Genomic DNA, 15713 nt, shown 5'->3' on the forward strand with positions numbered 1-15713 from the left:
GTCCGCGGGATTGCCGGAGGTGGCGGGCGGTCAGGTATTTGCATACCTAACTTAGCTAGTTATAGCCTCCAGGGTACCGGCCGTCTCCGCGGGGACCTGTGTGCCGGAAAAAGATACCTAAGTTTCGCATCTATGAGTGGACCAGGGGAGGCCCCTCGCATGGCTCGACACACCGTCCCGGCCCCGGTCGCCGACCGGAACCCTTCCCGCCGGTGGTGGGCGCTGGCGGCGCTCGCGCTCTCCGGTCTGACGATCGGCCTCGACACCACCGTGCTCACCATCGCCCTGCCGGAACTCGCGGCGTCGCTGCACGCCACGACCGGGCAGTTGCAGTGGTTCAGCACCGCTTACACCCTGACCGTCGGCGCGGCGATGCTGCCGGCCAGCAACCTCGGCGACCGCTACGGCCGCAAGCGGATGCTGGTCGGCGCGCTGGTGCTGTTCGGCGGGGCGTCGCTGTGGTGCGCGCTGGCCGGCTCACCGGGCAGCCTGATCGCGGCCCGCGCGCTGCTCGGCCTGGCCGGCGCGGCGCTGATGCCGCTCGGCTTCGCGATGCTGCCGGTGCTGTTCCCCGAGCGGGAGGAGCGCGACCAGGCGGTGCTGCTGTGGACCACCGCCAGCACGCTCGGCCTGCCGCTGGGGCCGATCGTCGGCGGCTGGCTGCTCAACCACTTCTGGTGGGGCTCGGTGTTCCTGCTCAACGTGCCGCTGGCGGCCGTCGGCGCACTGCTGCTGGCGGCCTTCCTGCCCGAGGCGCGCAGCACCCGTCCGGTCCGGCTCGACCTGCTCGGCGCCGCGCTGTCCTCGGCCGGGCTCGTCGCGCTCATCTACGGCTCGATCAACGCGGGCCAGCACGGCTGGACGGACACGGGCACCTGGGCGCCGGCCCTGGCCGGGGTGGCGCTGCTCGCGGCGTTCACCGCCTGGGAGAGGGCCTGCGACCATCCGCTGATCGACCTCGGGCTGTTCCGCGACGCCGGCTTCTCCTGGGGCACGGCGCACGCCACGATCGCCAACTTCGCGCTGTTCGGCCTGCTGTTCGCGGTTCCCCAGTACTTCCAGAGCGTCGGCGGCAGCACTCCGCTGGGCACCGGACTGCGGCTGCTGCCGATGATCGGCGGCATGATCGTCGCCACCCAGTTCGGCGGCCGGTTCGCCCGCCGCTACGGCCCCCGGGCGCTGATCACCGCCGGCTTCGTGCTCGCCGCCGCCGCGCTGGCCGCGGCGGCCACCACGAGCGTCGGCACCGGCTACGGGTTCGCCGCCGCGTGGATCGCGGTGCTCGGCGCGGGCATCGGGCTCGCGCTGCCCGCGGCGATGAGCGGCGCGCTGGGCGCGGTGTCCGCGGAGCGCGCGGGCGCGGGCTCCGGCCTGCTCCAGGCGATGCGCCAGGTCGGCGGAACCATCGGCGTCGCGGTCCTCGGCACGGTGCTCAGCTCCGGCTACCGCGGCCGGCTGCACACCGGCAGGCTCGCCCCGACCTCGACAGCAGCGTCCACGCCGGCGTCTCGGCGGGCGTCCGGGCCGCACAGGCCGCCGGCGACGGGGCGCTGGTGCGTGTGGTGCGGGCGGCCTTCGTGCACGGCATGGACGTCATGCTGCTGGTCTCCGCGGGGACCGCGGCGGCGGGGGCGGTGCTGGCCCTGCTGTTCTTCCCGCGGGGCGACACGGAGAGCCCGGCCGGCGCGGCCGAGACGGGCGAGGCGGCCGCCGACACCGGGGGACAGCAGGGCGCGGACGCCGCTACCTCAGCGGGATCAGCACCCTGACGGCCACCACCAGGCACGCCGCGGCGACCACCGCACCCGCCAGAAGAACCGCGACAGGCCCGGCCGACCCCCGGGGACGTCGTCCGGGACGGCGTCCTCCGGCCGGCCGACCGGGTAGCGCACGAGCACCGGCTCGTCGATCTCCCTGGCCCGCCCCGAGCGATCGACGAGCAGGAACTGCCGCCCGTCCGGCGTCTCGAAGCTCACCACCGAGCGCTGCACGCCCGGGCGGCCCTGGTCGCCGGGCAGCAGCGACACCTCCAGCACCCGGCCCCGCGCCACCGGGCCCGCCCGCAGGGCGCGCCGGGTGCGGACCCTGCGCACCACGGCCGTCGCGCCGACGGCCACCAGGGCCGCCCCGGTCACCCCGCAGACGACGGCGGTCAGTTCGCGCAGCAGGGCGGTGCACCTCCGATCGGGAGCGGCAGGGACGTAGGGCACCAGCATGCCGAAACACCGCGCTGCCTGGGCCGGCTCGGCGCGGCCGCCGGCGCTCCGGGGGCTGAACGCGGGGTTTCGGGGTGGTGACACGCTTCGTGCGGGCGGACGGACTTGGCCGTCGCGGTTCGTCCGCGCGGACGAACGACGGGCCGGGGCGCGCGCCTACTGTCGCCGCATGGCGAAACTCAGCGAGATCCGGACCTGGTGCGAGGAGCGGCTGCCCGGCCTGCTCGCCCAGTACGACGTGCCGGGCGCGGCGGTCGCGGTCGACCTCGGCGGAGAGGTCGCCGACCACGGCACGGGCGTGCTGAGCCTGTCCACCGGTGTCGAGGTGGACACCGACACGCTCTTCCAGATCGGCTCGATCACCAAGCTGTGGACCTCCACACTGGTCATGCAGCTCGTCGACGAGCGGCTGATCGGACTCGACGACCCGGTGCGCGGCGCGCTGCCGGAGTTCCGGATCGCCGACGAGTCCGCCGCCCGGGTCATCACCGTGCGCCAACTGCTCGACCACACCGCGGGGTTCGAGGGCGACATCTTCACCGACACCGGCAAGGACGACGACTGCCTGGAGAAGTACGTCGCCACCCTGGCCGACGTCCCGCAGCTCTTCGAACCGGGCCGGCTCTTCTCGTACAACAACGCCGGCTACTGCGTGCTCGGCAGGCTGGTCGAGGTGCTGCGCGGCAAGCCCTACGACGCCTGCCTGCGCGACCACCTGTTCACGCCGCTCGGGCTCACCCACGCGGCCAACGGCCCGTGGGAGGCGATCTTGTACCGCGCCGCCGTCGGGCATCTGAGGCCCTCGCCGCGCGAACCGCTCGCACCCGCCCCGATCTGGGCGCTGGCGCGGTCCAACGCGCCCGCCGGATCGATGCTCGCGATGCGTGCGCGCGACCTGCTGGCGTTCGCCCGCATGCACCTGGACGGCGGCCGCGCCGCGGACGGCACCCAGGTGCTGTCGGCGCGGTCCGCGCGGGCGGTGCGCGAGCGGCAGGTCGACCTGCCGCGGCTGGGCGTCATGGGCGACGCGTGGGGCCTGGGCTGGGAGATCTTCGACGGCTCCGGCACCAGCGTGGTCGGGCACGACGGCACGACCGTCGGCCAGGCCGCGTTCCTGCGGCTGGTGCCCGAACACGACCTCGCCGTCACCCTGTTGACCAACGGCGGCCGGGGCGTCGACCTCTACCACGAGGTCGTCGGGCACATCCTGCGCGAGCTGGCCGGCGTCGAACTGCCCGCGCTGCCGGTGCCGCCGGCCGACCCGCCGCGCGTCGACGCCGCCCACCTGGTGGGCACGTACGGCTCGCGGATGTTCGACAACACCGTCAGCCAGGACGGCGAGGGACGGGTCTGGGTCGAGCGCGTGCCCAAGGGTCTGGCCGCCGAGATGGGCATGGAGACCGCGACGATCGAACTGGTCGCCCTGGAGGGCGACACGCTGATCGCCCGCGAGCCCGAGGACGGCTTCCACCAGCCGTACGCGTTCGTCGCCGGGGAGGACGGCGGGCCCGCGCGGTTCCTGCACACCGGCCGCGCGGACCGCCGTCTGACGCCCTGAAGCCCCGCCCTGACGCTTTGTCCTTGACGCCTGAGCCTGACGCCTGAGCCTGACGCCTGAGCTTGACGCCTGAGCTTGACGCCTGAGCTTGACGCCTGAGCTTGACGCCTGAGCTTGACGCCTGAGCTTGACGCCTGACGCCGGGTCGCCGCGCTCCGGCAGCCCTCGGCCGGCTCCGAGGCCCCACCGCGGCGGACCGCGCCTCCGCACCGCGGGCCCGCGCCTCCGGACCGCGGGCCCGCGCCCGCCCAACCCCACCGCCGCATCCCCGAACGCCCCGCACCCTCCGCACGTCCCGTCGCACACCGCTCCGCACACCCCTCCGCGGGAGGCACCATGAAGTCCGCACGGACGACGATCGTGGCAGTCGGTCTGCTGCCGCTCGCCCTGGCCGCGTGCAGCGGCGGCGGGAGCGGCGGCACCGCCGGCGCCGGCGGCAAGCCCGTCGACGGCCGCACCTTCACCCTGGCGATAGCCGCCGACCCCGGCACCCTCGACCCCCAGCTGACCTCGCTGTCCGTCGCCTTCCAGGCGGACGCCTTCCTCTACGACTCGCTGGTGTCCGTCGACGCCTCCGGCAAGGAGGTCGCCGGACTCGCCGCCGCCTGGCAGGGCGACGCCTCGACCGCGACGTACACCCTGCGCAAGGGCGTCACCTGTTCCGACGGCACCCCGCTGACCGCGAGCGTCGTCGCGCGGAACGTCAACTGGGTCGCCGACCCGCAGCACGGCTCCGCCAAGACCGGGCTGAACGTGCCGGCCGGCGCCAAGGCCACCGCCGACGACGCGGCAGGGAAGGTCACCGTGACCTCGCCGACCCCCGACGCGTTCCTCGCCAGGGACGTCGGCGGCCTGCCCATCGTCTGCCCCAAGGGCATGCAGGACCGCGACCTGCTCAAGCGGGGCAGCTCCGGCACCGGCATGTTCACCCTCACCCAGGCGGTCGCCGACGACCACTACACCCTCACCCGCCGCAAGGACTACGCGTGGGGGCCCGGCGACTGGAAGCCGGGCGTGCGGGGCCTGCCCGACACCGTGGTGCTCCGCGTGGTGCAGAACGAGGCGACCGCCGCCAACCTGCTGCTGGCCGGGCAGATCAACGCCGCCATGATCATCGGACAGGACAAGGCCAGGGTGGCCGCCCGGCACGGCTTCCAGCGTGCCCTGCGCGCCCCGCTGGGCGAGATGTGGTTCGACGAGAGGCCCGGCGGCCCGGCCGCCGACCCGGCGGTGCGCCGCGCGCTGACCCAGGCCCTGGACCTCGCCCAGCTGCGCACCGTGGTCACCAGCGGCGACGGCCGCGCCCCCACCGGCATGGTCGCCTCGGGACAGGGCCCCTGCACCCAGGACACGGTGACCGGCGCCCTGCCCTCCTACGACCCGAGCGCCGCGGCGGCCGCGCTGGACGCCGCGGGCTGGAAGGCCGGTCCCGGCGGGGTGCGCAGCAAGGACGGCAAGAAGCTCTCCCTGCTCTTCACCTACCCCAGCAGCCGCGGCGCCCCGCTGCAGACCGGCGCCGAGCTGCTGCGCACCTTCTGGCAGAAGATCGGCGCCCAGGTCACGCTCAAGGGCGCCACCGACAGCCAGCTCGGCCAGAGCGTCATCGGCGGACAGGGCTCGTGGGACGCCGCGTTCGTGCCGCTGACCGTCACGCTGCCCACGCAGGTGGTGCCGTTCGTGTCCGGGCCGACCCCGCCCAAGGGCGGCAACTTCGCCTTCATCGACAACCCCGGCTACGCCGCCCACGTCAAGGCCGCCTCCGCGCTGCCCGGCACCAAGGGCTGCGCCGAGTGGGCCGCCGCGGAGAAGGCGCTGTTCCAGCGGACCGACGTGGTTCCCTTCGCCGACGAGCTGACCCCGATCTTCGCCGGCGGCGCCACCTTCGAACTGGCCGACGCCGCCATCTCGCCCTCGTCCATCCGCATGCTCGGCTGACCGGCGCCCGCGCTCCCGGAGGCGATCCGCAACGATGAAGACACCACACGCCGACCTGCTGCCCGCGGGCGCGGGGCCCGCCGCGGCCACCGCGCCGGCGCCGGCGGACCCGCCCGCACCGCGCCTGCCGGGCATGCGGGGCCTGGCCGCCAACCCCTGGGTGCGGTTCGCCGTACGCCGCCTGGGACGCCTGGTGGTGTCCGTGTGGGTGCTGGTCACCGCGGCCTTCGTGATGATCCACCTCATCCCCGGCGACCCGGTGCGCGCCTCCCTCGGCCTCACCGCGCCGCCGCAGGTGGTCGCGCTGCGCCGGCACCAACTGGGCCTGGACGCCTCGCTGCCCACCCAGTACCTGCGCTTCCTGCGGCACCTGCTCGGCGGCGACCTCGGCGTCTCCATGACCAGCGGGCTGCCGGTCTCGCAGGTGATCGGCGACCGGCTGCCGGCCACCGTGGCGCTGGCGGTCGCCGCCTTCGCGGTCGCGCTGCTGGCGTCCGTGCCGCTCGGCCTGCTGATGGCGGTGCTCACCCGCGGCGGCCGGCGCCGCCGCACCGAGCTGACCTTCACCTCCGCCGGCGTCCTGGTCGCCGCGATCCCCGAGTTCCTGCTGGCCGTCGGCCTGGTCTACGTCTTCGCGGTCCGGCTGGGCTGGTTCCCGGTGGCCGGCCGCGGCGGGGTCGGCTCCTACGTGCTGCCGGTGGCGTCGCTCGCGGCGGGACCTGCCGCGGTGCTGGCCCGCATCGTCCGGGTCGAGACGCTGTCGGTGCTGGACGCCGACTACATCCGCACCGCCCGCGCCAAACGCCTGCCGCCGCGCACGGTCTACCTGCGGCACGCGCTGCCCAACGCGGTCACCGCCACCTTCACCATCGCCGGGCTGCTGCTCGGCAGCCTGGTGGCCGGCACCGTGCTGGTCGAGAACGTCTTCGCCTGGCCGGGCCTGGGCAGCACCATCGTGCAGTCCATCCTGGCCAAGGACTACCCGGTGGTGCAGGGCGTCGTCCTCGTCTACGGCGTCGGCGTCCTGCTGGTGAACCTCGCGGTCGACGCCGGGCTGGCCCTGCTCGACCCCCGTTCCGCGATCCTGGAGAGCTGAGCGATGGCGGTGGAGTACAAGGCGGAGACCCGCGAGACGGCCGGACCCGCGCCGGCGTCCCCCGGGACGGACGCGGCGCCGCCGCGCCGCGGCGCCCGCTGGACCGCGGTGCTGCGCACCCCGCTCGGCGCGACCGCCTGCGTCCTGCTGCTGCTCGTGCTGGCGCTCGCCGTGTTCGGCCCGCCGATCTGGTCGGGCCGGGCCGACGCGGTCGACACCGGCGCGCTGCTCCAGGGCTCCTCGGGCAAGCACTGGATGGGCACCGACAACCTGGGCCGCGACGTGCTGGCCCGCGTGCTGGTGGCCACCCGGCTCTCGGTGGGCCTGGCCCTGCTGGCCACCGCGATCGGCGTGGCCACCGGGCTCGTCCTCGGCGCCGCGCCCGCGCTGCTCGGCCGCCGCGCGGGTCGGCTGATCACCTCGGTCGTCAACATCGCGGTCGCCTTCCCGGGGCTGCTGCTCGCGCTGTTCTTCGCCGTGGTGTTCGGGGTGGGCGCCAAGGGGGCGGTGCTGGCCATCGGCTTCGCCACCGCCCCCGGCTTCGCCCGGCTCACCCAGACGCTGGTGGCCTCGGTGGCGGAACGCGACTTCGTCGCCGCCGCGCGGGTGGCCGGCGTCGGACGCTTCCGGGTGCTGGTCCGGCACATCCTGCCCAACGTCGCGGAGCCCCTCGTGGTCAACGCGACGATCGGCGCCGGCGGCGCGCTGCTCGCCTTCTCGGGCCTGTCGTTCCTCGGACTCGGCGTGCAGGCGCCCTCGTACGACTGGGGCCGACTGCTCGGCGACGGCCTCAGCGGCATCTACACCCACCCGGCCGCCGCGCTCGCGCCCGGCGTGGCCGTGGTGGTCGCGGGGCTGGCGTTCAACCTCGTCGGCGAGGCGGTGGCGAAGGCGGTCGGGTCGCCCGAGGCGGTGGCCGCGGCCGGGCCCGGGACGTCGGCGGGGCCCGGGACGTCGGCGGGGCCCGGGACGTCGGCGGGGCCCGGGGCGTCGGCGGAGCACGCGGCGGGGGACGCCGCGGCGCGAGGCTCCGGCGCGGACGGCCGCCCGGGGGACGGCCCCGGGGGCCAGGACGGGCCGGTGCTCGCGGTGGAGGGGCTGCGGGTCAGCTTCCCCGGCGCGAGCGGGCCGGTCACCCCGGTGCGCGGTGTGAGCCTCACCGTTGCTCGCGGCGAGGCGGTCGGCGTGGTCGGCGAGTCCGGCTCGGGCAAGAGCCTGACCGCGCTGGCCGTGGGCAGGCTGGTCGAACCCCCGGGAACCGTGCGGGCGGACCGGCTCGACTTCCTCGGCGTGCCGCTGGCCGGCGACGGCGCGGCAGGCGGCCGGGACGGCGCCGGGCGCCGCCTCCCGGGCCGGCGCGCGGGCGGACCGGGGCGCGCCGACCGCGCGGCACGCGCCGCGCGCCGGCGGCTGCTCGGCACCTCGCTCGCCATGGTCTTCCAGGACCCGATGACCTCCTTCAACCCCACCATGCGGGTCGGGCCGCAGCTGGCCGAGGTCGCCCGCGAGCACCTCGGGATGAACCGGCGGCAGGCGCTGGCGCGGGCGGTACGGCGACTGCGGGACGTGCGCGTGCCGGCCGCCGAGCGCCGCGCGGCGCAGTACCCGCACGAGTTCTCCGGCGGCATGCGGCAGCGCGCGATGATCGGCATGGGCGTGATGGGCAGTCCGTCGCTGATCATCGCCGACGAGCCGACCACCGCGCTGGACGTCACCGTGCAGCGCCAGGTGCTGCGCCTGCTCGGCTCGATCCGGGAGAGCGACGGCGTCGCGCTCCTGCTGATCAGCCACGACATCACCGTGGTCACGCAGTCCTGCGACCGGGTCCTGGTGATGTACGCGGGCCGCGTCGTCGAGGAACTGCCCACCGACCGGCTGCGGTCCCGGGCCCGGCACCCGTACACCCGCGCGCTGCTGGCGACCGTCCCCGGCATGGACACCGACCTGGACCGCCCGCTCGCCGTCATCCCGGGCCGGCCCGCTGCTCCCGACCGGCTGCCGCGGGGCTGCGCGTTCGCGCCGCGCTGCGCCTTCGCGCGGGACCGCTGCCGCCTGGAGGACCCCGAGCTGGAGGAGCTGCGGGAACCGGCGGAGCCGGGGGAGCCGGGGGACGCGAAGGCGCTCGGCACGGGGCGGCGGCACCGGGTGGCCTGCTGGTACCCGCAGAGCGGTGACGAGGCGGACGCCGGGGGAGCGCAGGCGGAAGCGGCGCGGGCGACCGGGGCGGCCGGGCGGACCCGGCCCGCCGAGCCGGCCGGGCACGACAGGCAGGCCGGACACGCCGAGCCGGCCGGACACGCGGAGCCGGTCCAGCGGGACGAGCCGGTTCAGCGGGACGAGCGGGGCGCGGGCGGCGCGCGCGCCGAAGGGGAGGCGGGCGGCGATGAGTGAACTGCGCTTCGAGGGCGTCAGCGTGCGCTACGGCAGGGGGCGCCGGGCGATGAGCGCCGTGGACATGGTGGACCTGACCGTGCCCTCGGGCCAGGTCGTCGGCCTGGTGGGGGAGTCGGGTTCCGGCAAGTCCACGCTGGCCCGCGCGGCGGTCGGCCTGGCGCCGCTCGCGGCCGGGCGGGTGCTGCTGGACGGGGAGGAGCTGAACCGCCGCGGGACCGTGCGCGGACGCCGGCCGTTGCAGATGGTGTTCCAGGACCCGTACGCCTCGCTGGACCCGCGGATGAGCGTGGGCGGCGCGATCGCGGAGGCCGTGCCGAAGGGCGCGTTCCCGGACGCGCAGGCGCGCCGCGCCGAGGTGGCCCGGCTGCTGGAGCTGGTCGGGCTCGACGCCGGCCACGCCGCCGCCCGGCCGGGCCAGGCTCTCCGGCGGCCAGCGCCAACGCGTGGCGCTGGCACGGGCGTTGGCCGCGCGCCCGGAGGTCGTGATCGCCGACGAGATCACCTCGGCGCTCGATGTGTCCATCCAGGGCACGGTGCTCAACCTGGTGCGCGAGCTCCAGCGGAGCATGCGGCTCGGCATGCTCTTCATCTCGCACAACCTCGCCGTGGTGCGCTACGTCAGCGACGTTCTCGCGGTGATGTACCTGGGCCGGATCGTCGAGTACGGCCCGGCGGCGCAGGTGCTGGCCGATCCCCAGCACCCCTACACCCGTGAGCTGTTGGCTGCGGCGCCCGGCGCGGACGCCCGCCCCGCCGCGAGCCGGCCCGCACTCCGCGCGGGACCGGGCGCCGGGGGCGCCGCGGCCGCCACGGACGCCGGCGGCGTGCATGGCCCGCTCCCGCACACCACGACGCCCGACGCCCCGGGCGGGCCGCGGGCGGGCGGGCCGCGGGCGGACGCCGGAGCCGCCACCGCCGCGGGCCCCGGCGCACCCGGGAGCCGCGAGGCAGCCGGGCACGCACGCGGTGTTCCCTCGGCCGGGCCGCCCCCGAGCGCCGCTCCGGCGGACCACGCGCACAAGGGGGCCACACCGCTGCGGAAGGGCCCTCGCAGCGGCGCGGAGCCCGGGTCCGACCCCGGCGGGTCCGCCACGGGGGACGGCGCTTCGACGGACGCCGCCGGCTCCGCGGCACCGCGCTCCGTACCCGCCGCGGCGCCGTCCCCCACGGCGGTTCCGGTCGCCGTGCTGGACGCCGAGCCGCCCGATCCGCACCACCCGCCTGGCCTGCCGGTTCCACCCGCGCTGCCCGGTGGGGCCGTCGGTCGACCCCGGGCGGACGCAGTGCCTGACCCTCGACCCCTCCCGGGACGCCCCCGCGCGGCGGCACGCGGCCGCCTGCCACTTCGCCGAGACGGCCCCCCGATGACCGCCGCCCCCGCCACGCCCCCGCTCACCCCGCTCACCCCGCTCACCCCGCCCACCACCGTGACCGCCGCCGCCGTCGCGCCCGCCGTCGCCCTCGCGGACGGCGCGGCGGCGGGCCCGACCGCGGGCCCGTCCCGGCCGGGCGGTCCGCCCGGCCCAGGTGCGCCGTCGACCGGCGGTGCGCCGGCGTCCGTGCCGGCCGGCGACGGCAACCCGGCCCATGGCGGCCGGAGCGCCGGGGCCGCCGAAGCGGTCGTCCCGGACGGGCCGATGGGCTCGTCCGCTCACGCCGGGGCTCTCCCGGCGCCCCGAACTCTCGCGCGCCGCCCGCACGGGCCGGCGAGGAAGGACGTCCGATGACCCGACCCCTGCGCATCGAGGACCTGGCCGACATCGCGGTGCCGGAGCAGCCGGCGCTCTCCCCCGACGGCACACGGATCGTGTACGTGCTGCGCGGCAGCGACCTCGCAGGCGACCGCACGGTGCGCGATCTGTGGCACGTGCCCGCCGCGGGCGGCGGTCCCGCGCGGCGGCTGACCCGCGGCGGCGCAGACCAGGCGCCGAGCTGGTCGCCCGACGGGACCCGAATCGCCTTCCTGCGCGCCGGCCCGGAGCCCGGCGCGGGCCCCGCCCAGGTGTGGCTGCTGCCCGCGGACGGCGGCGAGGCCGAGCAGCTGACCGAGCTGCCGCTGGGCGCGGGCGCGCCCGTGTGGAGCCCGGACGGGACCAGGATCGCGTTCACCGCGCCGGTCGACATCGCGCCGCCGGGACCCGCGCCCGCCGCGGACCCGTCCGGCGCGTCCGGCGCGTCCGGCGCGCGGCACCCGGCTCCTGCGGCCGACCGCAGGCCGCTGGTCAGCGACCGGCTGGACTACCAGTACGACGGCGCCGGCCTGCTCGGCTCGCTCCGCCATCACGTGCACGTCCTGGACCTCGCGACCGGCGCGTGCCGCCGGCTGACCGAGGGCGACTGGCACGCCGGCGCCCCCGCGTGGTCGCCCGACGGCCGGACCCTCGCGTTCACCGCCGCGACCGACCCGCGCGCCGACCTGACCGTGCGCAGCGCCGCGTACACCGTGGACGCCGCCGCGGCGGGCGCCCAGCCGGTCCTGGTCGGCGCCCCCGACGGCTTCGCCGGCACGGTCGGCTGGACGCCGGACGGCGCCGCCCTGCTGGTCGTCGGCCACCGCGCCGCGCCCGTGGGGCACGCCCGGCTGCTGCGCGTACCGCTGGACGGAGGGCCGGCCGAGGACCTGTCCGGGCCGCTGGACCGCAACGTCATGCCCGGCGGCCCCGGTTACCCCGGCGGCCTGCCGCAGACCGCGGGCGACGGAGCGACCGTGCTGTTCTGCGTCCGCGACCGCGGCTGCACCCACCTGTACGCCGCCGGCCCGGCCCCGACCGGCCCGAGCGCGTCCACCCCCGGCGCCGCCGGCCTCCGCGCGGTGCTGGCCGGCGCCGGCCGCAACGTCTCCGGGCTCAGCGTGGCCGGCGACTTGGCCGCCGTGGTGCTCGCCACCCCGGCCTCCTTCGGCGAGATCGCCGTCGTCGACCTCGCCACCGGCGCGGAGCGCGTCCTGACCGAGCACGGCGCGGCGGTCGCCGACGTGACGCTCTACCCGCGCACCGAGCGGGAGTTCACCGTCTGCGACGGCACCACCGTGCACGGGTGGCTGGTCCGCGCCCCCGGCACGACCGGCCCGGGGCCGCTGCTGCTGGACGTCCACGGCGGCCCGCACAACGCGTGGAACGGCGCGGCCGACGACGTGCACCTGTACCACCAGCGGCTGGCCGCGCTCGGCTGGACCGTGCTGCTGCTCAACCCGCGCGGCAGCGACGGCTACGGCGAGGTGTTCTACACCGCCGCGATCGGCGCGTGGGGCCTGGCCGACGCCGCCGACCTGCTGGAACCGGTCGACGCCCTGGTCGCCGAGGGCCTCGCGGACCCCGAGCGGCTCGCCGTCGCCGGATACAGCTACGGCGGCTACATGGCCTGCTACCTCACCGGACGCGACGGCCGCTTCGCCGCCGCGGTCGCCGGCGGCACCGTCAGCGACCTGGTCAGCATGGCCGGCGCCTCCGACGACGGCCACCTGCTCGCCGACCTGGAACTCGACGGCCCGCCCTGGGCCGGCCCCGAGCACTACGCGGCGATGTCGCCGCTGTCCCGGGTCCGCGAGGTGCGCACCCCGACGCTGATCCTGCACGGCGCGGACGACCGGCGCTGCCCGGCCGACCAGGCCGCGCAGTGGCACACGGCGCTGCGCGAGCAGGGCGTGCCGTCGCGGCTGGTGCTGTACCCGGGCGCCTCCCACCTGTTCGTCCTCGACGGCGCCCCCTCGCACCGGCTGGACTTCAACCGCCGCATCGTGGACTGGGTGGAGCGGTACGCCGCAGGCCCGGACCGCAAGGGCCTGCCGCTGGTCGACGCCGCGCACTGGCAGCGCCGGCTGGAGGCGCTGGCCGCCCGGCACCGCGTCCCCGGAGCGACCCTCGGCATCCTGCGGATCGGCCCCGACGCGGCGGCCGGCCCGGACGCTTCGGGCGCTGGGGGCGACGCGGGCGACGCGGGCGACGAGCTGGCCGTGGCCGCGTACGGGGTGCTCAACAAGAACACCGGTGTGCCGGTGACCGCCGACTCGCTCTTCCAGATCGGCTCCATCAGCAAGGTGTGGACCGCGACGCTGGTGATGCAACTGGCCGACGAGGGCCTGCTGGACCTCGACGCGCCGCTGGTGACCGTGCTGCCCGAGCTGCGGCTCAGCGACCCGGACGTCACCAAGGAGGTGACGATGCGGCACCTGCTGACGCACACCAGCGGCATCGACGGCGACATCTTCGACGACACCGGGCGCGGCGACGACTGCCTGGAGAAGTACACCGCGCTGCTCGCCGACGCCGCGCAGATCCACCCGCTCGGCGCCACCTGGTCCTACTGCAACTCCGGCTTCTCGCTGATGGGCCGGGTGGTGGAGAAGCTCACCGGCGGCACCTGGGACCAGGCGGTGCGGGAGCGGCTGTTCACCCCGCTGGGCCTGGAGCACACGGTCACGCTGCCCGAGGAGGCGCTGCTGCACCGCGCCGCCACCGGGCACGTCGCCGAGGCCGGCGGCGAGCCGGCCGTCGCTCCCGTGTGGGGGCTGCCGCGCTCGCTCGGCCCGGCCGGCCTCATCTGCGCCTCGGCCGCCGACCTGCTCGCCTTCGCCCGGATGCACCTGCGCGGCGGGCTGGCCGCGGACGGCGTCCGGGTGCTCGGCGAGGCGGCCGCCGCGGCGATGGCGGACCGGCAGGTCGAACTCCCCGACCCGCACACGCTCGGCGACTCCTGGGGCCTGGGGTGGAGCCGCTTCACCTGGGACGGGCGGGTGCTGATCGGCCACGACGGCAACACCGTCGGCCAGTCCGCGTTCCTGCGCCTGCTGCCCGACCAGGGCCTCGCCGTCGCGCTGCTCACCAACGGCGGCCAGGCGCGGGACCTGTACCAGGACCTCTACCGGGAGATCCTCGGCGACCTGGCCGGACTCGACATGCCGCTGCCGCTCGCGCCGCCGGAGCGGCCCCCGGCGGTCGGCGTCAGACGCCACACCGGGACGTACGAGCGCGCCGGAGTGCGCATCGACATCCTGGAACGCGACGGCGCCGCGGTCATGCGCACCACCGTCCTCGGACCGCTGGCCGCGTTGCTGCCCGACCCGGTCGAGGAGCACGTGATGACGCCGGTCGACGGCTCAGGCGACCTGTTCGCCGTCCGCGAGCCGGACTCCCCGCACTGGACGCCGGTCACCTTCTACGGCCTGCCCGGCGGCGAGCGGTACGTGCACTACGGCGTGCGCGCCACGCCCAAGGCGGGGCGGCCGTGAGCGAGCGGACCGCGGCCGCGCGGCGGGAGACGGCGCAGGGGCCCGCGGCCGGACGGGCCGCCGTGGACCGGGACGCCCTGGAAAGGGGGTTGGTCGCGCGGACGACGGCCGCGCTGCCGCTGCTGCTCGCCGACATCGAGACCCTGGTGACCTGCGAGTCGCCCTCGGCCGACCACGACGCCGTCGCGGTCAGCGCCGAGGTGACCGCGGGCGTGGGCGCGGCCCGCACCGGCGTGCTGCCGGAGCGGATCGTCGTCGAGGGCCGCAGCCATCTGCGCTGGCGGTTCGGCGAGGGCCCCTCGCGGGTGCTGCTGCTCGGCCACCACGACACGGTGTGGCCGGTCGGCTCGCTCGCCACCCACCCCTTCAGCGTGGACTGCGGCGTGCTGCGCGGGCCCGGCTGCTTCGACATGAAGGCCGGTCTGGCGATGGCCTTCCACGCGATCGCCGCGCTGCCCGACCCGTCCGGCGTCACCCTGCTGGTCACCGGCGACGAGGAACTGGGCTCGCCGACCTCGCGCGCCCTGATCGAGGACGAGGCGGCCGGCCGCCTCGCGGCGCTGGTGCTGGAGGCGTCCGGGGAGGGCGGCGCGCTCAAGACCGGACGCAAGGGCGTGTCGCTGTACGAGCTGCACGCCCGTGGCCGCGCCGCGCACGCCGGGCTCGAACCCGAGCGCGGGGTGAGCGCGACCGTCGAACTGGCCCACCAGGTGCTGGCCGTGACCACGCTCGCCGACCCCGCGCTCGGCACCAGCGTCACGCCCACCGTGCTGACGGCCGGCACCACGAGCAACACCGTGCCGGACCACGGCCGGTTCACCGTCGACGTACGGGTGGCGGCGCGCGCCGAACAGGACCGGGTGGACGCCGCGTTGCGCGCGCTGCGCCCGGTGCTGCCCGGGGCCGCGCTGGAGGTGACCGGCGGCCCCAACCGCCCGCCGCTCGAACCGGCCGCGTCCGCGGCGCTGTTCGCGCGGGCCGCGGCCGCCGCGGCCCGGCTCGGCCTGCCGGAGCCGGCCGGCACGTTCGTCGGCGGCGCCTCCGACGGCAACCTCACCGCCGGGGTCGGCACGCCGACCCTGGACGGCCTGGGCGCGGTCGGCGGCGGCGCGCATGCCGACGACGAGCACGTGCTGGTCGCCGAACTCCCCGGCCGCACGGCGCTGTTGGCCGCCCTGGTGGCCGAACTGCTGGCCGAGCCCGACGCGGCGGCCGGCCGGTCCGCCCGCCGCGGCTCCGGAACGCCGACCGGGGAGCGCCCATGACACCGCCGCGGAGGACGAGCAA

Annotated in this window: 8 protein-coding genes and 1 pseudogene; all 9 read left to right on the plus strand. The window is 76.7% G+C overall.

Features of this window, described 5'->3' with window-relative positions; translation table 11 throughout:
* The first annotated feature begins 159 nt into the window (after positions 1–159).
* The 9 genes and pseudogenes from VSR01_RS34890 to VSR01_RS34930 all read left to right on the plus strand — a co-directional run bounded on the left by VSR01_RS34890 (position 160) and on the right by VSR01_RS34930 (position 15691).
* Entirely contained in the window at positions 160–1887 is a 1728-nt protein-coding gene (locus tag VSR01_RS34890) for an MFS transporter (RefSeq protein WP_326452975.1), read from the plus strand.
* A 498-nt stretch (positions 1888–2385) separates the two neighbouring features.
* On the plus strand, positions 2386–3774 hold the full coding sequence (locus VSR01_RS34895; RefSeq protein ID WP_326452976.1) for a serine hydrolase domain-containing protein: 1389 nt from the start codon (positions 2386–2388) through the stop codon (positions 3772–3774).
* A 336-nt stretch (positions 3775–4110) separates the two neighbouring features.
* Entirely contained in the window at positions 4111–5709 is a 1599-nt protein-coding gene (locus VSR01_RS34900) for an ABC transporter substrate-binding protein (RefSeq protein WP_326452977.1), read from the plus strand.
* Between the two features lie 34 nt (positions 5710–5743).
* The gene (locus tag VSR01_RS34905) at positions 5744–6805 is read left to right on the plus strand and encodes an ABC transporter permease (RefSeq protein ID WP_326452978.1); all 1062 of its coding nucleotides are present in this window, start codon (positions 5744–5746) and stop codon (positions 6803–6805) included.
* Between the two features lie 3 nt (positions 6806–6808).
* Positions 6809–9196, plus strand: coding sequence for a dipeptide/oligopeptide/nickel ABC transporter permease/ATP-binding protein (locus VSR01_RS34910; protein WP_326452979.1), 2388 nt, complete (start codon positions 6809–6811; stop codon positions 9194–9196).
* A 64-nt stretch (positions 9197–9260) separates the two neighbouring features.
* A pseudogene (locus VSR01_RS34915) lies at positions 9261–9530 on the plus strand (ATP-binding cassette domain-containing protein); the annotation flags it as partial.
* Between the two features lie 112 nt (positions 9531–9642).
* On the plus strand, positions 9643–10926 hold the full coding sequence (locus VSR01_RS34920; RefSeq protein ID WP_326452980.1) for an ABC transporter ATP-binding protein: 1284 nt from the start codon (positions 9643–9645) through the stop codon (positions 10924–10926).
* Positions 10923–14426, plus strand: coding sequence for a serine hydrolase (locus VSR01_RS34925; RefSeq protein WP_326452981.1), 3504 nt, complete (start codon positions 10923–10925; stop codon positions 14424–14426). Before VSR01_RS34920 ends, VSR01_RS34925 begins: the two co-directional genes overlap by 4 nt.
* Before the next feature lie 122 nt (positions 14427–14548).
* Entirely contained in the window at positions 14549–15691 is a 1143-nt protein-coding gene (locus tag VSR01_RS34930; protein WP_326453976.1) for a M20 family metallopeptidase, read from the plus strand.
* Positions 15692–15713 lie beyond the last annotated feature (22 nt).

The organism is Actinacidiphila sp. DG2A-62, assembly GCF_035825295.1.
GTDB lineage: Bacteria > Actinomycetota > Actinomycetes > Streptomycetales > Streptomycetaceae > Actinacidiphila.

Coding starts and splice junctions, on each gene's coding strand:
- VSR01_RS34910 (WP_326452979.1), top strand. CDS start 6,809: ATGGCGGTGGAGTACAAGGCGGAGACCCGCGAGACGGCCGGACCCGCG.
- VSR01_RS34905 (WP_326452978.1), top strand. CDS start 5,744: ATGAAGACACCACACGCCGACCTGCTGCCCGCGGGCGCGGGGCCCGCC.
- VSR01_RS34890 (WP_326452975.1), top strand. CDS start 160: ATGGCTCGACACACCGTCCCGGCCCCGGTCGCCGACCGGAACCCTTCC.
- VSR01_RS34925 (WP_326452981.1), top strand. CDS start 10,923: ATGACCCGACCCCTGCGCATCGAGGACCTGGCCGACATCGCGGTGCCG.
- VSR01_RS34895 (WP_326452976.1), top strand. CDS start 2,386: ATGGCGAAACTCAGCGAGATCCGGACCTGGTGCGAGGAGCGGCTGCCC.
- VSR01_RS34900 (WP_326452977.1), top strand. CDS start 4,111: ATGAAGTCCGCACGGACGACGATCGTGGCAGTCGGTCTGCTGCCGCTC.